General features: G+C 63.1%; 22 protein-coding genes. 10 read left to right on the top strand and 12 right to left on the bottom strand.

Translation table 11 applies throughout. From position 1 onward, the window contains the following. Positions 1-162: 162 nt before the first annotated feature. Positions 163-2,337 (bottom strand): catalase/peroxidase HPI, encoded by a 2,175-nt coding sequence (gene katG, locus JF515_RS16825; RefSeq protein ID WP_203105615.1) that lies wholly within the window; start codon positions 2,335-2,337, stop codon positions 163-165. Between the two features lie 184 nt (positions 2,338-2,521). Then, on the bottom strand, positions 2,522-2,944 hold the full coding sequence (locus JF515_RS16820) for a hypothetical protein (protein ID WP_203105614.1): 423 nt from the start codon (positions 2,942-2,944) through the stop codon (positions 2,522-2,524). Between the two features lie 213 nt (positions 2,945-3,157). Between JF515_RS16820 and JF515_RS16815 the strand changes: the two genes are divergently transcribed. Next, positions 3,158-3,994 carry an ion transporter gene (locus JF515_RS16815; protein WP_203105613.1) on the top strand — a complete coding sequence of 279 codons (837 nt, stop codon included), beginning with the start codon at positions 3,158-3,160 and terminating at the stop codon, positions 3,992-3,994. Positions 3,995-4,075: 81 nt separating this feature from the next. On the opposite strand, the gene JF515_RS16810 is transcribed toward JF515_RS16815, so the two are convergent. Continuing rightward, positions 4,076-4,360, bottom strand: coding sequence for a hypothetical protein (locus JF515_RS16810; RefSeq protein WP_203105612.1), 285 nt, complete (start codon positions 4,358-4,360; stop codon positions 4,076-4,078). Positions 4,361-4,452: 92 nt separating this feature from the next. On the opposite strand from JF515_RS16810, the gene JF515_RS16805 reads away from it, so the two are divergent. Both JF515_RS16805 and JF515_RS16800 read left to right on the top strand, forming a co-directional pair. Then, positions 4,453-5,028, top strand: coding sequence for a TetR/AcrR family transcriptional regulator (locus JF515_RS16805; protein ID WP_203105611.1), 576 nt, complete (start codon positions 4,453-4,455; stop codon positions 5,026-5,028). A gap of 84 nt (positions 5,029-5,112) precedes the next feature. Next, the gene (locus JF515_RS16800; RefSeq protein ID WP_203105610.1) at positions 5,113-5,517 is read left to right on the top strand and encodes a PaaI family thioesterase; all 405 of its coding nucleotides are present in this window, start codon (positions 5,113-5,115) and stop codon (positions 5,515-5,517) included. 27 nt (positions 5,518-5,544) lie between these two features. Here the strand turns inward: JF515_RS16800 and JF515_RS16795 are convergent, their stop codons facing one another. The 6 genes from JF515_RS16795 to JF515_RS16770 all read right to left on the bottom strand — a co-directional run bounded on the left by JF515_RS16795 (position 5,545) and on the right by JF515_RS16770 (position 10,090). Beyond that, positions 5,545-7,740 (bottom strand): OsmC domain/YcaO domain-containing protein, encoded by a 2,196-nt coding sequence (locus tag JF515_RS16795; RefSeq protein ID WP_203105609.1) that lies wholly within the window; start codon positions 7,738-7,740, stop codon positions 5,545-5,547. Between the two features lie 93 nt (positions 7,741-7,833). Then, the gene (locus JF515_RS16790) at positions 7,834-8,136 is read right to left on the bottom strand and encodes a type II toxin-antitoxin system RelE/ParE family toxin (protein ID WP_203105608.1); all 303 of its coding nucleotides are present in this window, start codon (positions 8,134-8,136) and stop codon (positions 7,834-7,836) included. Continuing rightward, positions 8,133-8,414, bottom strand: a complete 282-nt coding sequence (locus JF515_RS16785; protein ID WP_203105607.1) for a type II toxin-antitoxin system Phd/YefM family antitoxin — start codon at positions 8,412-8,414, stop codon at positions 8,133-8,135. Before JF515_RS16785 ends, JF515_RS16790 begins: the two co-directional genes overlap by 4 nt. 65 nt (positions 8,415-8,479) lie before the next feature. Then, positions 8,480-8,710 carry a DUF6429 family protein gene (locus JF515_RS16780; protein WP_203105606.1) on the bottom strand — a complete coding sequence of 77 codons (231 nt, stop codon included), beginning with the start codon at positions 8,708-8,710 and terminating at the stop codon, positions 8,480-8,482. Between the two features lie 83 nt (positions 8,711-8,793). Next, positions 8,794-9,135, bottom strand: a complete 342-nt coding sequence (locus JF515_RS16775; RefSeq protein ID WP_203105605.1) for a hypothetical protein — start codon at positions 9,133-9,135, stop codon at positions 8,794-8,796. A gap of 37 nt (positions 9,136-9,172) precedes the next feature. Then, entirely contained in the window at positions 9,173-10,090 is a 918-nt protein-coding gene (locus tag JF515_RS16770) for an AraC family transcriptional regulator (RefSeq protein WP_203105604.1), read from the bottom strand. A 188-nt stretch (positions 10,091-10,278) separates the two neighbouring features. Between JF515_RS16770 and JF515_RS16765 the strand changes: the two genes are divergently transcribed. After that, positions 10,279-11,004, top strand: coding sequence for an SDR family oxidoreductase (locus JF515_RS16765; protein ID WP_203105603.1), 726 nt, complete (start codon positions 10,279-10,281; stop codon positions 11,002-11,004). A 108-nt stretch (positions 11,005-11,112) separates the two neighbouring features. Here the strand turns inward: JF515_RS16765 and JF515_RS16760 are convergent, their stop codons facing one another. After that, positions 11,113-11,556, bottom strand: a complete 444-nt coding sequence (locus tag JF515_RS16760) for a GAF domain-containing protein (RefSeq protein WP_338015242.1) — start codon at positions 11,554-11,556, stop codon at positions 11,113-11,115. Between the two features lie 33 nt (positions 11,557-11,589). Further along, positions 11,590-11,757, bottom strand: a complete 168-nt coding sequence (locus JF515_RS16755; RefSeq protein WP_425305608.1) for a type II toxin-antitoxin system RelE/ParE family toxin — start codon at positions 11,755-11,757, stop codon at positions 11,590-11,592. A gap of 230 nt (positions 11,758-11,987) precedes the next feature. On the opposite strand from JF515_RS16755, the gene JF515_RS16745 reads away from it, so the two are divergent. Further along, positions 11,988-12,299 carry a BrnT family toxin gene (locus tag JF515_RS16745; protein ID WP_203105601.1) on the top strand — a complete coding sequence of 104 codons (312 nt, stop codon included), beginning with the start codon at positions 11,988-11,990 and terminating at the stop codon, positions 12,297-12,299. Continuing rightward, entirely contained in the window at positions 12,274-12,546 is a 273-nt protein-coding gene (locus JF515_RS16740) for a BrnA antitoxin family protein (protein ID WP_203105600.1), read from the top strand. Before JF515_RS16745 ends, JF515_RS16740 begins: the two co-directional genes overlap by 26 nt. 40 nt (positions 12,547-12,586) lie before the next feature. On the opposite strand, the gene JF515_RS19495 is transcribed toward JF515_RS16740, so the two are convergent. Next, on the bottom strand, positions 12,587-12,982 hold the full coding sequence (locus JF515_RS19495) for a DUF1294 domain-containing protein (RefSeq protein WP_238401135.1): 396 nt from the start codon (positions 12,980-12,982) through the stop codon (positions 12,587-12,589). Positions 12,983-13,323: 341 nt separating this feature from the next. On the opposite strand from JF515_RS19495, the gene JF515_RS16730 reads away from it, so the two are divergent. The 4 genes from JF515_RS16730 (at position 13,324) to JF515_RS16715 (ending at position 17,856) form a co-directional block, all read left to right on the top strand. Further along, positions 13,324-13,902 carry a sigma-70 family RNA polymerase sigma factor gene (locus JF515_RS16730; RefSeq protein WP_338015241.1) on the top strand — a complete coding sequence of 193 codons (579 nt, stop codon included), beginning with the start codon at positions 13,324-13,326 and terminating at the stop codon, positions 13,900-13,902. Beyond that, positions 13,890-14,807, top strand: coding sequence for a FecR family protein (locus tag JF515_RS16725; protein WP_203105599.1), 918 nt, complete (start codon positions 13,890-13,892; stop codon positions 14,805-14,807). Before JF515_RS16730 ends, JF515_RS16725 begins: the two co-directional genes overlap by 13 nt. A 217-nt stretch (positions 14,808-15,024) precedes the next feature. Beyond that, positions 15,025-15,426 (top strand): hypothetical protein, encoded by a 402-nt coding sequence (locus JF515_RS16720; RefSeq protein ID WP_203105598.1) that lies wholly within the window; start codon positions 15,025-15,027, stop codon positions 15,424-15,426. 99 nt (positions 15,427-15,525) lie between these two features. Continuing rightward, complete coding sequence (locus JF515_RS16715; protein WP_203105597.1) at positions 15,526-17,856, top strand: TonB-dependent siderophore receptor; 2,331 nt, start codon at positions 15,526-15,528, stop codon at positions 17,854-17,856. Positions 17,857-17,867 lie beyond the last annotated feature (11 nt).

Raw genomic sequence — 17,867 nt, 5'->3', positions numbered from 1 at the left:
GAACTTACCCCATCCATGCGGAAGGCTGCTCCAAAAGCCTTTGTGATACTCAAGTTTTTTCCGCGACACTTATCGATTAGCACCTCCTCCCCAATTACACTAAATACTCTTCTTTAGAAAGCGGGCGAGGATCGGCTCCTCGCCCTCATCCATATCACTTTCTTATCGGTCGAACCGGCCCAGGTCCATGACCTTGGCCCAGGCGGCCACGAAGTCCTTCACGAACTTGGCTTCGGCGTCGTCGGCGCCGTACACCTCGGAGAGGGCACGGAGCTGGGAGTTGGCGCCGAAGATCAGGTCGAGCCGGGTGGCGGTCCACTTGAGCTTGCCGGTGGACCGGTCGCGGCCTTCGAACAGGTAGTCGTCGTCCTCGGACACCGGCGCCCAGGCGATGCTCATGTCCACGACGGTTTTGAAGAAGTCGTTGCTGAGCGTTTCCGGGCGGTCGGTGAAGACGCCGTGCTCGGCACCATCGTAGTTGGCGTTGAGGGCGCGCATGCCGCCCACCAGCACGGTCAGTTCCGGGGCGGTGACGGTGAGCAGCTGGGCGCGGTCGATCATCAGGTGCTCCGCGTCCACCGTGGCCTTGGCCTTGCGGTAGTTGCGCACCGCGTCCACGAACGGCTCCAGGTAGCGGAAGGAGTCCACGTCGGTCTGCTCCAGGGAGGCATCGGTGCGGCCCGGGGTGAACGGCACGGTGACCTTATGGCCGCCCTTCTCCGCGGCTTTCTCCACCGCCGCCGCGCCGGCCAGCACGATCAGGTCCGCCAGGGATACCTTCTTGCCGCCGGAGGCGGCGCCGTTGAATTCGCCCTGGATGCCTTCCAGGGTCTTCAGCACCTTGTCCAGGTTTTTGGGGTCGTTCACCGCCCAGTCCTTCTGGGGCGCCAGCCGCACCCGGGCACCATTGGAGCCGCCGCGCATGTCCGAACCGCGATAGCTGGAGGCGGACGCCCAGGCGGCTTTCACCAGATCCGGAATCGACAGGCCGCTGTCCAGAATCCTGGCCTTGAGGGCGGCGATGTCCTGGTCGTCGATCAGGGCGTGGTCCACCTTGGGCACCGGGTCCTGCCAGATCAGTTCTTCGCTCGGCACTTCCGGGCCCAGGTAACGCTCGATGGGGCCCATGTCCCGGTGGGTGAGCTTGTACCAGGCGCGGGCGAAGGCATCGGCGAATTCCGCCGGGTTCTCATGAAAGCGCCGGGAAATTTTTTCGTAGACCGGATCGAAGCGCAGCGACAGGTCGGTGGTGAGCATGGTGGGCTTGCGCTTCTTGCTCTTGTCATGGGCGTAGGGGATGTCCGCCTGCGCGTCCTTGGCCACCCACTGGTAAGCACCGGCCGGGCTCTTCTCCAGCTCCCATTCGTGGCCGAACAGGTTCTCGAAAAACAGGTTGGTCCATTGCGTCGGCTGTTGCGTCCAGGTCACTTCCGGGCCGCCGGTGATGGTGTCGTCACCGAAGCCGCTGCCATGGCGGCTGTGCCAGCCCAGGCCCATGGATTCGATGGGCGCCGCTTCCGGCTCCGGCCCGATCAGGCCCGGGTCGCCGGCGCCGTGGGTCTTGCCGAAGGTGTGGCCGCCGGCGATCAGGGCCACGGTTTCCTCGTCGTTCATCGCCATGCGGGCAAAGGTCTCGCGGATATCGTGGGCCGCCTTCAGCGGGTCCGGCTCGCCCTCCGGGCCTTCCGGGTTCACGTAGATCAGGCCCATGGTGGTGGCACCCAGCGGGTCTTCCAGGTCGCGGTCGCCGGAGTAGCGCTTGTCGGTGCCGAGCCAGTCGCCTTCGTCACCCCAGTAGATGTCGGTTTCGGGTTCGTAGAGGTCCTCGCGGCCGCCGGCGAAACCGAAGGTCTCGAAGCCCATGGATTCCAGCGCCACGTTACCGGCCAGCACGATCAGATCGGCCCAGGAAATCTTGTTGCCGTACTTCTGCTTGATCGGCCACAGCAGCCGCCGGGCCTTGTCCAGGTTGACGTTGTCCGGCCAGCTGTTGAGCGGCGCGAACCGCTGGGTGCCGGTGCCGGCGCCGCCGCGCCCGTCGCCCAGCCGGTAGGTGCCGGCGCTGTGCCAGGCCATGCGGATGAACAGCGGGCCGTAATGGCCGAAGTCCGCCGGCCACCAGTCCTGGGAATCGGTCATCAGGGCGGTGAGGTCTTTTTTCAGCGCCGCCAGATCCAGGCTCTTGAAGGCCTCCGCGTAATCGAAGTCCTGGTCCATGGGGCTGGTCACCGGCGCATGCTGGTGAAGGATGTCGATGCGCAGCTGGTTGGGCCACCAATCCTGATTGGTGGTGCCACCACCCGCGGTGTTGTGAAAAGGGCATTTGCTCTCGGTCATGGTCGTTCTCCCTGAAAAAACACGCCTGCGATTATTCCGCCGGCCTTACGGCCCGGTACTCATAGATGTACTCCGGCGCTGCCTATCGGGCAAATACAGGCAATCGAACAAACCGATAGCTTTTGTCAGTGGCTCCTTGTTGACGTAATCGCGAGTCAGAAAAAAAGCGGGGAATATCAGTGCATCACCGTGGTGGCCCGCACTCACCCTCGCTATTTTTGACGCGTTCGGCCGCCTCTTTCGCCTCCAGATGGGACTCGAAGCCAGTCAGCATAAGGCTCCTGTTCAGGGGAGACTGGATAACAGGCTCGGTCGCCATGAGCGGCTCGCCATCCCCATCCTCCAGACGCATTTTGTGACCCACCCGGGAAACCGTGAAACCGTGGAGCATCACGCCGCCGTCCTCGTCCAGCCGGATGTACACCACCGGCATGCCGGTCTGATCCTCCGTACCCGCCTTCACGGAATCCAGGCAGTCCTTCGACACCCGGAAGGACTCCACCGGCTTTGAATCCGGCGCGGGCGCCGCCGACACGGTGAAGGACGACGCCATCGCGGAAGACGACCAGGTCAACAGCATCACCACTACAAAACGCCACATAGACATTTCCCTTCCATTCGTCAGTTCAACATCCACCGCGATGGCCCGTACCAGATCGCGGCGATGATCAAACCGCCAACATAGCAGTTGATGATCACGGCGTAGCGTGGCAGTTCAAAAAAAAAGGAGGTGCCCATGGAAAGGAGCGGTCCGGGAGCGCCGACGGGCAGTGATCGGTATACTGCGCGCCGACAATCATCCGGCACGACGGAACAAGGCATGACGACACTGGCAATCAACGGTTGGCGGGCCCGGCTGGGCCACTGGGTGGAATCCCCGGCGGTACGGCACTTCATCACCGGCCTGATCATTCTCAACGCCGTGGTACTGGGGCTGGAAACCTCCCGGCGGGCCATGGACGTGGCCGGCGAACTACTGGCCCTGCTCAACAGCCTGATCCTCGCCGTGTTCGTGGTGGAGATCGTCGCCAAGCTGGCGGCCTTCGGCCCGCGCTTCTTCCGCTCCGGCTGGAACCTGTTCGACTTCGTGATCGTCGCCGTTTCCCTGGCGCCGGCCGCCGGGCCCCTGGCGATTCTGCGCAGCCTGCGCATTCTGCGGGTGCTGCGGCTGCTTTCCACCATCAAGCGCCTGCGCATGCTGGTGGAATCGCTGATGCATTCCCTGCCCGGCATCGGCTGGACCGCCGCCCTGCTGCTGATGATGTTCTACATCTTCGGGGTGATGGGCACGGAGCTGTTCGGCGACGCCTTCCCGGACTGGTTCGGCACCCTGGGCGCCAGCATCTACACCCTGTTCCAGATCATGACCCTGGAAAGCTGGTCCATGGGCGTGGCCCGGCCGGTGATGGAACAGTACCCCCACGCCTGGCTGTTCTTCGTGCCGTTCATCCTGATCTCCAGCTTCATGGTGCTGAACCTGTTCATCGCCATCATCGTCAACGCCACCCAGGAAGTGCACGACCTGGAGCAAAAGGAAGAACGGGACCAGGCCAACCAGCGCGCCCACGACGAACGCCAGGAAATGCTCGAGCTGCTGCGCGCCATGGACCAGCGCCTGAGCCGGCTGGAACAACAAAAGGAAAACACCCCCCCGTAGGAGCGGCTTTAGCCGCGATGGGGCGTGCCGCCGACCCAAACGCCGGATCGCGACTGAAGTCGCTCCTACGAAATGAGGGTCCTAGTTGAGCATGCCCTGGGACAAGCCGTACCAGATGGCGGAAATGATCAGCCCGCCCACATAGCAATTGATCACCACCGCGTACTTCGGCAACTGGAAGAAACCGAAGTGATCCTTCACGTTGCGCAGGAAGAAACTGCCCACCAGCAGCGTGCCGATCAGAACCCCCAGCGGAAAGGAGCGGTGCAGAAAGGCCGGCACCAGAGCAAAGGCAAAACCACCATAGAGCAGCAACGCCCCCAACAGGTCGGTTTTCCAAAGATGAAAATCGTCGTGCTGTTGCATGATCGCCACACTCATAAACAGGAAAGGGCCTCCGCAAAGGCCGGATTGTGTCACCATACAGACCGGTCTACTGCTTTTCGATGGAGTGCGTCATGGGAGCCCGCCCCAAGCACCGGGACAATCTGATATACACCGCCGCACGCCTGTTCCGCCAACAGGGCTATGCCGCCACCGGCATCAACGACATTTTGAGGGAGGCGGCGGCCCCCAAGGGGTCGTTCTACCATTACTTCCCGGGCGGCAAGGAAGAACTGGGCGCGGCGGCCATCCGCCACGCCGGCGAACTGGTCACCGGCACCCTGGAACGGCTCGCCCTGGCCCACGGCTCCCCCGGCGACACCCTGCGTGCCTATGGCGCCCTGCTGGCCGGCTGGCTGGCGGACTCCAACTACCGCGACGGCTGCCCCCTGGCCACCACGGTGCTGGAAGTGACGCCCCAATCCGCGCTTATCACCGCCGCCGCCGAGGAAGCCTATGACCGCTGGCGGCGAACCCTGGCGGCGATCATCGCGCCGGACGACGCCTCCTCGGCAGCGACACAGGCGCTGGCCTCGCTGACCGTTTCCGCCCTGGAGGGCTCTCTGATCCAGGCGCGGGTGGCGCGCAGCCCGGCACCAATCCACGAGGCCTGCAACCAGCTCGCCCACTTGATCACCCCGAGCCACTGAGGACGACCGGTGCCTGCTGGCTGAAGATTGACCGTCCATGATAATTATATAGACTGGTCTACATTAAATTGTCGGAGCGTCATCATGGATACCGTCCCCGAAGGCTTTCGGCGCCACCCGCGCAAAAGCGGGTTCACCGCCCCCTGGGAACCGATTTATCAACGCCCCCATGAAGAGGGCCTCAGCCTGGGCCTGCGCGCCGGAGACGCCCACGCCAACAGCCGGGGCTTCGTCCACGGCGGCTTGATCTCCACGCTCTGCGACAACGCCATGGGGCTGAGCTGCGCCGGCGCGCTGGGCGGCATCAAGGGGCTGGTGACGGTGAACCTGAGTATGGATTTCCTCGGCACCGCCCGGGTGGGTCAGTGGCTGGAGGTGCGGGGAGCAGTGACCCGCACCGGGCGCACGCTGAACTTCGCCGAGGCGCGGGTGTTCGCCGACGGCAAGCTCTGCGCCCGGGGCAGCGGGGTGTTCAAGGCCCAGGTCTAGATCGGGTGATTCCCGTGACGCCGCCGGTCAGCGCGCCGCCGCCGCGCGGGCAGCGTGGAGTTTTTTGTAGCTCTCGATCAGGCGCTGGTGGCGGTCCAGTCCCTCGAGCTGCATGTTGGTGGGAGTGAGCCCCGGGAAGCGGACGGCGCCCTTCACGGCGCCGACCACATCGTCCATGGTTTCCGCGCCATACATGCGGCGCAGGCTGGTCAGGTAATCGTCCAGGTCCAGTTCGTCATCCAGGGTGATTTCCAGCACCGCGCTGACGGCGCGGTAGAACAGGTTGCGTTCCACCGTGTTGTCATTGAACTGCAGGAACGCCTCGGTGCGTTCCAGGGCCTCGTCGTGGCGGCCCAGGGCCAGGTCGATGAGCAGTTTCAGCTCCAGCACGGTGAGCTGGCCCCACACGGTGTTCTCGTCGAACTCGATGCCGATCAGGGTGATGATGTCGGTGTAGTCGTCGATCTGGCTTTCTTCCAGATGCTCCGACAGGGCGGCGAGCTGGTCATCGTCCAGGCGGTGCAGGTTAAGGATGTCCTCGCGGTAATCCAACGCCTTGTTGGTGTTGTCCCAGACCAGGTCCTCCACCGGGTAGACCTCGGAATAGCCCGGCACCAGGATGCGGCAGGCCGGCGCGCCCAGCTCGTGGTAAGAGGCAGTGTAGACTTCCTTGCCCAGGTCCTCGAGGATGCCGAACAGGCGCTCCGCTTCTTCCTGCGTATTTTGTGAAGAGCCGCCGGAAAAATCCCATTCGTGAAATTCCACGTCCGCCTTGGCGCTGAAGAACCGCCAGGACACCAGGCCGCTGGAGTCGATGAAGTGCTCCACGAAGTTGTTCGGCTCGGTCACCGCCAGGCTGTTGAACGTGGGCGGCGGGAAGTCGTTGAGGCCCTCGAAACTGCGGCCCTGCAGCAGCTCGGTGAGCGAACGCTCCAGCGCCACCGCCATGCTCGGATGGGCGCCGAAGGACACGAACACGCCGCCGGTGCGCGGGTTCATCAGCGCCACGCAGGCCACCGGGAATTGCCCGCCCAGGGAAGCGTCCTTGACCAGCACCGGGAAGCCCTGGGCTTCCAGCGCCTCGACGCCTTCCACCAAGTTGGGATACTTGGTCAGCACCTCTTTCGGCACGTCCGGCAGGGCCAGCTCTTCCTCGATGATCTGTTTTTTCACCGCCCGCTCGAAGATCTCGGATAGGCACTGCACCTGAGCCTCGGCCAGGGTATTGCCGGCGCTCATGCCGTTGCTGAGGAACAGGTTTTCGATCAGGTTGGAGGGGAACCACACGGTCTCGCCGTCGGAGCGGCGCTCGAACGGCAAGGAGCAGATACCGCGATCCACCCGGCCGGAGTTGGTGTCGATCAGATTGGAGCCGCGCAGCTCGCCATCCGGGTCGTAGATGGCCCGGCAGTGGTCGTCCAGGATCCCGGCCGGCAGCTCGTCCTCGGGGCCGGGCTGGAACCATTGTTCGTTGGGGTAATGCACGAAGTCGGCGTTGGCGACCTCCTCGCCGAAGAACTGGTCGTTGTAGAAGAAGTTGCAGTTCAGCCGCTCGATGAACTCGCCCAGGGCGGAACAGAGCGCGCTCTCCTTGGTGGCGCCCTTGCCATTGGTGAAGCACATCGGCGACGCCGCGTCGCGGATGTGCAGCGACCACACATGGGGCACGATGTTGCGCCAGGAGGCGATCTCGATCTTCATGCCCAGGGCTTCCAGCGCCCGGCTCATGGTGGCGATGGTCTCCTCCAGCGGCCGGTCCTTGCCCTCGATAAAGGTGCGCGCGCCCTCATCCAGGCCGGTCCCCAGCAGCGCCTGGGCGTCCTCGTCCAGGTTCTCCACGGTCTCGATCTGGAAATCCGGCCCGGTCTGCACCACCTTCTTCACCGTGCAGCGGTCGATGGAACGCAGAATGCCCTGCCGGTCCTTGTCGGAAATATCCTCCGGCAACTCCACCTGGATGCGGAAAATCTGGTTGTAGCGGTTCTCCGGGTCGACGATGTTGTTCTGCGACAGCCGGATGTTCTCCGTGGGAATGTCCCGCGCCTTGCAGTACACCCGCACGAAATAGGCCGCGCACAACGCCGACGACGCCAGGAAATAATCGAACGGGCTGGGCGCCGAACCGTCGCCCTTGTAGCGAATCGGCTGGTCGGTGACCACGGTGAAGTCGTCGAATCTGGCCTCCAGGCGGAGGTTGTCGAGGAAGTTGACCTTGATTTCCATTGGGAGACTACCGGTTGGCGAATGTGGCGCGGGGGCCTGGCTGGGCGCCATTATCCAGATTTTGCCGGTGGGCGTCTTGGGAGACGATGAAGGCTACGGATCGCCGTCGTGGATTTCATCGGAGCGCAGAAGCTGGCTGCTCCGCCGCACCGTCAATACATCGATGCGGTCTTTCACGCTATAAATGATTCGATACTGGCCGACGATCACTTCACGGATACGCCGGGCTCCCACCTCGGGCACGATTCGGCCGCTCTCGGGGAACGCCGCGAGCCGTTCCACGGCGGCGAAGATGTCATCCACCCAGCCATCCGCCGCACCGGGGTTATCCTCGGCGATGTACAGAGCAATGTCCTCGACACGCTCAAGGGCCAGCGGCGACCAGACGATGTTCATTTCGACAATCGGCCCTTGATCCTGGCCTTGGCATCCCGATGGGGAATCCCGTCCCCCGCAGCGATCTGCTCCTCGGCCTTATAGACCTCCTCCAGCACCTCCAGGCGCTCCTGCATTCGCTCATACTCATGAACGTCCACCAACACCGCCACGCCACGCCCGCGCTGGGTGAGCACCATGGGGCGCCGGGTCTCGTGGATGTGTCTCACAAAGGTGGCCACCCCAGCCCGGAATTCGGACAGAGGGCGGATGTCTTCATCAACTCGGACTCGCGGCATGGCACTTTCCCGTACACAATTACGTACATTAAAATGTACTCTTATTGACCTCGGATGTCACTTGCCTATCCGTCCCGGCCAAACAGCTCCCGAAAACGCCGCTCAGATTCCTTCAAACCTTCCTCGGTCAGCAAGACTGATTTCGCTTTCCCGACCGGATTACAAATCAAGCCCTTTTCATGAAGCCTGTTCATGGCATCCCAATCAAAGGACTTCCAGGCTCGGTCACCGTCGTGCAGCGTCAGATGCAGCAACGCCAGAACGGCCTGATCGACTTTCTCCTCATCAATTTCCATCAGGCTTTCTCCTGTCAGTGGCAAGGATACGCGCCGGATTTTGACAACCCGAATCAACGGCCTCAAGCCGGCCTTGCAAGGACCTAATCACCAATGCGGCTGTAGGATTCGAACGGAACCCCATGCTCCTCAAGAAAGCCCTGGAGACCGGCCGCGGCGTCGCCGCTGAAATGTTTCTTGAGTAGTGCAAGAGGATCGCCACGGTGGCCAAGCGCCTGGCGCAGCGTCTCCACATCCTGTGCCTTGATGGTCCAGCGCCACTCATACTCAGCGCAGCCGAAGGCGTCGCGAACGCCCTGGCCCAGGTCCTGGCCCTCGAAGACCAGGTCGCCGTTCTTCTGGCGTGTGACACCGAGGAAACGGTAGTCGCCCGGGCGGTGCTCTTCCCGCAGCGTCACGCTGTTCTTTTTCGATTCACCAAACATTGGGACTCTCCGATCGAACCGATGACGGCATCCATTTTCATATGCCACCAACACCTCCGCTCTCCTGGTCGTTCGTAGTGTTACTCCGCCGCATTCGCGCGATGTCCCTCACTGGAGGGTTGCCAAACATGCGGGCGTATTCCCGACTGAACTGGGAGGGGCTCTCGTACCCCACTCGATAGGCGGTGCTTGCGGCGTCCAATTGTCGGGACAGCATCAGGCTACGTGCCTCCACCAGCCTGACGGATTTCTGGAACTGCAGCGGGCTCATACTGGTGACGGCTTTGAAATGCACATGAAAAGTGGAAACGCTCATCCCGGCCAGGCGCGCCAGTTCTTCCACGGATATCGGCCGATGATAGTCCCTGCGCAGTTTCTCTATGATGGTGGAGATTCGCTGTGTCGGTGTACCGGTGAGGGATATCTGCGCGATCCGAGGGCCGTGCTCGCTGCGTAACATGCGGTAATGCATCTCGCGCACCAGAAACTCACCCAGCACGGGAATATCCTCGGGCACCTCGATCAATCCCAGCAGGCGCAGCAAGCTGTCGCCCATGGCACGATCCAGCTGACCGATGAACAGAGCGTTCCCGGACTGCTTATGAGCGACAGCGGATGACGGCATAAGCGGGAGCAGCTCGGAGATTCGCTGCCCATCAATATCGATCTGGATCACGAAATAGGGGCGCTCTTCCGTAGCCTCCTCCACAATGCCAATCACCGGCAGGTGCACCGAAGCCACCAGAAACTCCAACTCACCGTACGAGACACGCTGCTTGCCGAGCATCACGTTCTTGCGGCCCTGCACTATGACGCACAGGCAAGGCTGGTATACCGCCGGCATTTGGGTGTTGGGCCGGGAAATCCGGTAGCAGGACACATTGGGGATCGGTGTCGGGTTGAATCCCTCTTCCGTCGCGGCGCGCTCGACCAGACGCACCAGTGTCTTTTTCAATGTTACGCTCACCTTTGTTGTGCTCACCGTTCCCAACCGATTACTCTTCCGCCCGCACACCTCGGACAATCGGGCAATAATAGACGATTTTCATGTATCGTTTCCCACCACCCCGCCAACTAATATGACAAGCCTTGAACAGGGGCCCTTCACCGCCCCGGTTAAACCGCCCTTCAAGGAGCCTTGTCATGGAACAGCGTAAATTAAAAGTCATTTTGATCACCGGCGCCAGCAGCGGCATTGGTGAAGCCACCGCCCTTACTCTGGCCCTGGCCGGCCATACCGTGCTTCTGGGCGCACGCCGGACGGAACGCCTTGAGGCCCTGGCACGGAGAATCAAGCAAAATGGCGGCACTGCCAAGGCCTACACTCTGGACGTCACCTCCCGGGAGGACTTTCAACGGGTCGTGGCCGATGCCAGCGCGGAGTTCGGCCCCGTTGATGTGCTGGTCAATAACGCAGGCCTGATGCCACTGGCACCCATGGCGGCCCTGAAAGCGGACGAGTGGGACCGAATGATTGATGTGAATATCAAAGGGGTACTGAACGGCATCCAGGCAGTCCTGCCCACCATGGAAGAGCGAGGCGGACACATTATCAACACCGCCTCGATCGCGGCCCATAACGTCTTCCCCACCGCCGCGGTCTACTGCGGCACCAAATTCGCCGTCCGCGCCATCTCCGATGGCCTGCGAATGGAAACCAAGAAGATCAGGGTGACCACCATTTCCCCCGGCGTGGTGGAAAGCGAACTGGCCCGCACCACCACCGATGCCGACACCAAGGCATGGTTGGAAGACTTCCGCAAAGTGGCATTGAAACCCACGGCCATCGCCAACGCCATTGCCTACGCCATCTCACAACCGGATGACGTCAATGTGGATGAAGTGATCGTGCAACCCACCGCGGCCTGACATCTCCTCACCCTGCCGCCATCCCGCGGGGGCGACCCATCGCCTATGATCGCGACCGAAGCGGTAAGCCGCCCGGTCGCTCCTACGGGAATAAGAAGAGGGGACGTTTCAGTGCGGGGTGCTGGCCAGTTCCGTCAGACCATCCAGCACATCCCGGCCAGCGCTGTGCACCTCCTGGATGTCCCGGCGGAAAAAAGTCTTGGTGCACTCGGTCTGCACCACCAGCACGCCCCGCAATTGGTCGCCGTGCTCCAGGGGGATGCCCAGGTAGCTCTTGAAACGCTCCTCGCCGGAGCCTTCCACGTGGAAATAGTCGGCGTGGTCCTGAATCACCCGGGCGACCACGGGCTGGCGGGTGCGGGCCACCTTGCCGGTGAGGCCCTGGGCGTAACCCAGCTGCTTGCCGATCACGCTCTGGTTCAGGCCGCTGGTGGCGACGATCTCCAGGGTTTGCTGGTCCGGGCGGGCCAGGTAAAGGCTGCAGACGTCCACATCCAGCTTGCGCCGGACGGCGTCCACGCGGTCGTTCATGGTGGTGCGATGTTCAGTCACGCTGACTCCCGGGAAAGGTCAAAGGACACGACCTTAAGCAATAGCCGTGCCATGGGGTGGGCCGTGCCACACCCTCAGGACAATAATGGCGCTGGCATGGACCGAATAACGAACCACGTAGCGGCCAAAAACGATATCGCGAATGGAATCCGGGTCCGGGGCCAACGCCACGGGCGAGCCCATTCGCGGAAAGTCGGGCAAGGCGCTCGCTCAAGCTGCTGTTTCTCGATGTACTCCGAGAGCGCCTGGTTAATCACCCAGCCTTTGCTACGCTGAAGGCGGCTCGCGATGGCTTCCAGATGCTGCTCAACCTCTGCCTGAAGACGAACGGTGGCAACACTCATGGCAAACCTATCGGTGATCCTTACAGGGATCAGGAAGGATCATCCTCGTGTCATTGACGCCTTTGTATACGATGATAATATACAAAAATGATCGATTGGGCGCACGTTACAGGCTTCAACTGGGACGAAGGCAACTCCCGCAAAAACGCGGAGAAGCATGGTGTCGGCCAGTCCGAGGCGGAAGAAGTCTTCTTCAACGAGCCGCTTCTGCTGTTGGAGGATGCCAAGCACAGTCAAGCCGAAGCCCGTTTTCACGCCCTTGGTAAGACGGATGATGGAAGACTCTTGCACATAACGTTCACACTGAGACAAAGCGGCACGCTGATTCGGGTGATTTCCGCTCGCGACATGCACCGCAAAGAGAGGGCTGTTTATGAGCAAACGAAAAAAGACGCCTGAGTTCAAAACCGAAGCCGAGGAACGGACCTTCTGGGAAACCCACGACTCCTCTGACTACGTGGACTGGAGCCAGGCCAAGTCCGCTTCTTTTCCGAAGCTGAAGCCGTCAACGAAGACGATTTCGCTCCGTTTACCCGAAGCGCTGCTTGATCGCATCAAGATCGAGGCCAACAAGCGGGATATGCCTTATCAGTCCCTGATCAAGGCCTGGCTTAAGGATGACGTGGACGAGAGCCGGGCCGGGTAAAGGTCGGCATCTAGCCTCACTGCGAACCTGTAAGTGATCCTTACAGGTTGCCCGCAAAGAGCAGCCACCACAGCACTATGAGGTTGGCCGCCACCGCGGCGTAGAACATCAGTTGGAAAGACGTCTTGCGGGTCTTGTGCCGAAACACCCGTTGTGCCAGCAAGGCGCCGGGCCAACCGCCCAGCAGCTCGACCAGGTGCAGCCGAGCCTCCGACGTACGCCAGCCGCCACGCGTAGAGGCCCGCTTATCCAGGCCGTACAGTGAAAAGCCGAGCGCGCTCATCAGCATGTAAAAGCCAACAAACCATCGCCATTCAGGGGCGGGGGCGAGAATCGCCAGCCCGGCGAAGAACACCACGACGACGAGCACGGCAGAAAGCAGGCGCCGCCCACGTCCGGATGCTGATCGTTTCCTCGACGATCCATTATGTTTCATTGTCCAATCATTGAAGAATACGCGCCTTAACGCTGGACCATAACGCTCCTTCGTCCTGGTCTATCTCGAAGGCCACCAGGCGCCGATCCAGCTCTTGTTTTTGGGCGCCCGTCAGCTCAAGGTCCGCCGGCACCGAGGCCGTAACCGATTGAATCTCCAAAGTATTTCCTCCGACTGGGCAGATATTTTCCAAGCTTAGCACACTCCGGCAGCGGGACGACCTGCTCAAAAACGGGCGATTTTGAGCAGGTCCGCCTCGTCATGCTCATTTTTCGGGAATCGTGAGCAGCACGAGTTGCGCCCTTTTACCCTTTAATTGATAATCACTCTCAATTATAGCTGTGACCTCAATCTCTATGTCCGGCGCCGCCACCGACACTCAGCCGCTGTTGCCCGGCTCCCAGCGGGAGCTGGGCGAGCTGTATGCGGCGCATCATGGCTGGTTGACGCATTGGCTGCAGGGGCGGCTGCGCTGCCCGCAGGACGCGGCGGACCTGAGCCAGGACACCTTCCTGCGGCTGATTCTGGGCGAGCAGTCGCTGGAGGCGCTGCGCGATCCGCGCGCCTATCTGATGGTCATCGCCAGCCGGCTGATGATCAATCGCCACCACCGCAAGCAGGTGGAAGAGGAAGCGCTGCGCCAGGTGGCGATTCTGGTGGAGACCCGGGACGATCGAGGCCCGGCGGAGATCGCCGCCGCCCACAATCTGCTGGTGACGGTGCTCCGACTGCTGGTGGACGAGCTGCCGGAGAAGCCGCGCCGGGCGTTTCTGATGGCGCGCCTGGAGGGCCTGACGTATCGGCAGATCGCCCGCCGGCTGTCGGTGTCCGAAAGCAGCGTTAAACAGTACCTGGCCAAGGCCTTCGCCCACTGCCACGCGCGGCTCTACGACAGCCTGGCGGACCCATGTCCGAGCTGAACCGCATCCGCCAGCAGGCCGCCGAATGGGTGGTCGCCCTGCAAACCGCCGGCGCCGACGAACACGCCCGCCTGCAAGCGGAGTGCGACACCTGGCAGGCCAAGGACCCGCGCCGCCGCCAGGTGCTGGAACAGATCCAACGGATGTGGCGAGCCACCGACGCCACCGCGGAACGACGCCGCCGGCGCCGGCGGCAAGCCACCGGTCTCGGCGCCGTGCTGCTGCTGGTACTGGCCGGCGCGCAACTGCCCTGGGCCTACTGGAGCGCCGACTACCGCACCGCCGCCGGGGAGATCCGCACCCTCACCCTGCCCGACGGCAGCCAGGTGGTGCTCAACAGCGGCAGCGCCATCGACCTGGACTACAGCGGCACCACCCGCACCGTGGAGCTGGTGCGCGGCGAGCTGCTGGCCACCGTCGCCAAGGCCCCGGACCGCCCCTTCCAGGTCACTACCCGCGACCTCACCGCCACCGCCCTGGGCACCGAATACAGCGTGCGGCAGGAACACGGCTTCACCCGGGTGGCGGTACAGGAATCCACCGTGGCGGTGACCCCCCGGGACGGCGGCGACGAACTCAAACTCACAGCCGGCCAGCAGGCAGACCTGAACCGCCAAGGCGTCATCGCCCGCGCCGAAACCCCGCGCCAACGCCCGGACTGGGCCGACGGCCGCCTGGCCTTCAGCAAGGCGCCGCTCACGGAAGTGGTCGAGCGCCTGGCCCGCCACCGCCCCGGCCTGCTGACCCTGGACGACGCCCTCGACGCCCCGGACGCGCCCCGCTTCACCGGCGTGCTCCCCGCCGACGACAGCGACGCCGCCCTGGCCCTGCTCGCCGACACCCTCAACCTGGAGGTGCGCTACCTCACGCCCTGGTATGTCACCGTCCGCCGCCGCGCACAATAACCACCACGACGGAAACGCGCCCAAACCACCGGAAAAACATTGTAGGAGCGACTTCAGTCGCGATAGCTGTTCGCTACCTGAAAGGCTTTATCGCGACTGAACTCGCTCCTACAGCAAACTGATATGACAGCGTGATGGGTTGAGCCAAACGAAGAAGCAGGACATTGTGGATACCATTGACTCCGGCCAGGGCCGGCTTTCAGCGAACGAGGCACCCATGGCTCGAACTTTTGCTCTCCTTCTCTTCATCACCATCGCGCCTCTGGCGCACGCCACGGAGACCAAGCCGGCGAGAAGCGACTGCATTTTCCGTGTCGATCTGGACTGGAGCGAATTTGCCGGCAACAAGCAGGACGCACTGAAAACCCTGATCACGTCAGTCGGCCAGGCCCCGGATATGGGCTTCAACCAGGTCCCGCCCAGCGCCACCATTCAAGGCAACGATCAGCAGTACCTTTACTTCCAACTCACCGATGGCTGTGGCGCGCAACGGCTGGATAGCGCTAAGAAACTGCTCTCCCACGTCGAACGGGAGAGTCTGCCCCCGTTCCGCCTGAACACCGCCTCGTTCTCTCCGGGCCTGGACACCATCCATGTCCAAGGTCCGTGGTGGCGGTAGGGACACCCTTCACAAAAAAATTTCCGTCAGCACTGCCCGATCGGCTCCTCTGCTTTGTCTTCATAGGTAAAGACACCGCGCATCCCTGCTGGAGCCCCCATGATTCGCTCACAAAAACCGAATACCGCAACGACGGCGCCGAAGGCGCTGTTGCTGCTTGGCTTGCTGACCCCGCTGCTTACCGCGCCGCTGCTTGCCCAGCCCGCCCGGGCGCAAACCGCGACCACGCAGACCATCAACCTGCCCGCCCAGCCGCTGGACCAGGCGGTGATCGACCTGGCCCGGCAGACCGGGCTGGCCATCGGCGGCGACGCCTCCCTGCTGGAGGGTAAGCAGGCGCCGGCGCTGAGCGGCGACTACACGCCGGCCCAAGCCCTGCGCGCCCTGCTGGCCGGCAGCGGCGTCATCGCCGTGCGGGTGGAGAATGGCTACCGGCTGGAAGCGGCGCCGAAGGAAACCAGCGAGAGCAATACGCTGGACGCCGTCTCCGTGTACGGCCGCCAGAAAAACGACACGGTGGAAGCCATCCCGCAAAGCGTGAGCGTCTACGACCGGGAAAACTTCGAGCTGGCCCAGGCCAATACCGTGGGCGACATCGTGCGCCTCACCCCCAGCGCCAACCGGTCCGGCTCCGGCCGCGACATGTTCGCCGACGACTTCCTGATCCGCGGCTTCAACGCGGAGCAGTCCGTTAACGGCCTGGGCTTCCGGCAAACCGACCACCCCACGGACCTGGCCAACGTGGAGCGCCTGGAAATCCTCAAGGGCCCGGCCTCCGTGCTGTACGGCCAGATGGAACCGGGCGGCACCATCAACGTGGTGACCAAGCAGCCGCTGGACTACTACCAGGCGGAAGTGGGCGCCGAGTACGGCCGCTACGATTACCACCGCGCCACCCTGGACGTGACCGGCCCGCTCAACGACCGGGTGCGCGCCCGCCTCAACCTGGCCCACCAGGACAGCCACGCCTCCATGGACTACTGGGGCTACGAGCGCCTGTTCGTGGCGCCCAACGTCACCGTGGACCTCACCGACACCACCAACCTGACCGTGGAAGGCAGCTACTCGCGCAACGAATGGACCGCCCTGCCCGGCGGCGCCCCGGCGCAAGGCGCCATCGAGCCCAACCCCAACGGCGACTACAGCGACGACTTCAACGTGGCCTGGAAAGACGCCACCACCGAGCGGGACTCCGTCTACCTGAACGCCCGCCTCACCCAGGCGCTCACCGACACCATCGACGCCCGCCTGAGCTACGCCTACACCCGCAACAACGCGGACTGGAAGGAGTACGCCCCGTTCGGCCTGGGCGCGGACTTCCGCACCCTCAACCGCATCGTGTTCGCCAGCGACGACGCCAAACAAACCGACCACGAAGTGATCCTCGACCTGAGCGGCGAAGCCACCCTGGCCGGCATGACCCACCGCTTTATCGCCGGCGTGAACTTCCGGGACTCCGACAGCACCCGGCCTACCCAGGTGTACCTGGTGGACCCCATCGACCTATATGAACCGGTCTACGGCCCCATGGACCTGAGCACCAAAGCCCGCGACCGCGGCTTCACCCAGACCGACCGCATCCTCGCCGGTTTCGTCCAAGACCGCATCTCCTTCGCCGAAAAGTGGACCCTGCTCGCCGGCCTGCGCTACACCGACGCGGAACAATCCCAGAAAACCACCGACTTCATGGCCGGCGACGCCGTCACCCGCGCCGAGCTCGGTGAAACCGCCTGGACCACCCAGCTCGGCCTGGTTTACGACCTCACCGACAGCACCTCGCTCTACGCCAGCCGCAACGAAGCCTTCGTGCCCCAGCAGGGCACCACCTCCGGCCGCCAGCCCCTGGACGCGGAAGAAAGCGTGCAATACGAAGCGGGCGTGCGCGTCACCGCCGGCCGCCTCAACATCAACGCCGCCGGCTTCGTTATCGACAAGGACAACATGGCCATCAGCGACCCGCTCAACGCCGGCTTCCTGGTGGCCCAGGGCCGCTCCCGCTCCCAAGGCGCCGAACTCACCGTGGACGGCTACGCCACCGCCAACCTCTATCTGAGCGCCGGCTACGGCTACACCGACACCGAAGTGCTGCGCACCGACGACCCCACCCTGGAAGGCACCCGCTTTATCAACGTGCCCCTGCACACCGCCGCCCTGCAAAGCCGCTACTACCTCAACGCCATCACCGGCCTGAGCCTGGGCGGCACCGTCGCCTACGTGGACGACCGCCCCGCCAACGCCGACAACAGCGTCACCCTGCCCGCCTACACCCGGGTAGACCTGGGCGCCTACTACGCCGTCACCGACGCCCTGCAACTGGACCTGCTGCTCAACAACGTCACCGACGAGGAGATCTTCTCCCCCGGCTCGTTCGACGGCGTGATCCGCGAAGAAGGCCGCACCTACCTGGCGCGCATGAAGTACCTGTTTTAATGGGTCGCGCT

It is taken from the genome of Alloalcanivorax marinus (genome assembly GCF_016785095.1).
Taxonomy (GTDB): Bacteria; Pseudomonadota; Gammaproteobacteria; order Pseudomonadales; family Alcanivoracaceae; genus Alloalcanivorax; species Alloalcanivorax marinus_A.
Note: the sequence above shows the minus strand (reverse complement) of the source record. Positions and strands in the feature narration are given on the sequence as shown.

Coding starts and splice junctions, on each gene's coding strand:
- katG (WP_203105615.1), bottom strand. CDS start 2,337: ATGACCGAGAGCAAATGCCCTTTTCACAACACCGCGGGTGGTGGCACC.
- JF515_RS16820 (WP_203105614.1), bottom strand. CDS start 2,944: ATGTCTATGTGGCGTTTTGTAGTGGTGATGCTGTTGACCTGGTCGTCT.
- JF515_RS16815 (WP_203105613.1), top strand. CDS start 3,158: ATGACGACACTGGCAATCAACGGTTGGCGGGCCCGGCTGGGCCACTGG.
- JF515_RS16810 (WP_203105612.1), bottom strand. CDS start 4,360: ATGCAACAGCACGACGATTTTCATCTTTGGAAAACCGACCTGTTGGGG.
- JF515_RS16805 (WP_203105611.1), top strand. CDS start 4,453: ATGGGAGCCCGCCCCAAGCACCGGGACAATCTGATATACACCGCCGCA.
- JF515_RS16800 (WP_203105610.1), top strand. CDS start 5,113: ATGGATACCGTCCCCGAAGGCTTTCGGCGCCACCCGCGCAAAAGCGGG.
- JF515_RS16795 (WP_203105609.1), bottom strand. CDS start 7,740: ATGGAAATCAAGGTCAACTTCCTCGACAACCTCCGCCTGGAGGCCAGA.
- JF515_RS16790 (WP_203105608.1), bottom strand. CDS start 8,136: ATGAACATCGTCTGGTCGCCGCTGGCCCTTGAGCGTGTCGAGGACATT.
- JF515_RS16785 (WP_203105607.1), bottom strand. CDS start 8,414: ATGCCGCGAGTCCGAGTTGATGAAGACATCCGCCCTCTGTCCGAATTC.
- JF515_RS16780 (WP_203105606.1), bottom strand. CDS start 8,710: ATGGAAATTGATGAGGAGAAAGTCGATCAGGCCGTTCTGGCGTTGCTG.
- JF515_RS16775 (WP_203105605.1), bottom strand. CDS start 9,135: ATGTTTGGTGAATCGAAAAAGAACAGCGTGACGCTGCGGGAAGAGCAC.
- JF515_RS16765 (WP_203105603.1), top strand. CDS start 10,279: ATGGAACAGCGTAAATTAAAAGTCATTTTGATCACCGGCGCCAGCAGC.
- JF515_RS16745 (WP_203105601.1), top strand. CDS start 11,988: ATGATCGATTGGGCGCACGTTACAGGCTTCAACTGGGACGAAGGCAAC.
- JF515_RS16740 (WP_203105600.1), top strand. CDS start 12,274: ATGAGCAAACGAAAAAAGACGCCTGAGTTCAAAACCGAAGCCGAGGAA.
- JF515_RS19495 (WP_238401135.1), bottom strand. CDS start 12,982: ATGAAACATAATGGATCGTCGAGGAAACGATCAGCATCCGGACGTGGG.
- JF515_RS16725 (WP_203105599.1), top strand. CDS start 13,890: ATGTCCGAGCTGAACCGCATCCGCCAGCAGGCCGCCGAATGGGTGGTC.
- JF515_RS16720 (WP_203105598.1), top strand. CDS start 15,025: ATGGCTCGAACTTTTGCTCTCCTTCTCTTCATCACCATCGCGCCTCTG.
- JF515_RS16715 (WP_203105597.1), top strand. CDS start 15,526: ATGATTCGCTCACAAAAACCGAATACCGCAACGACGGCGCCGAAGGCG.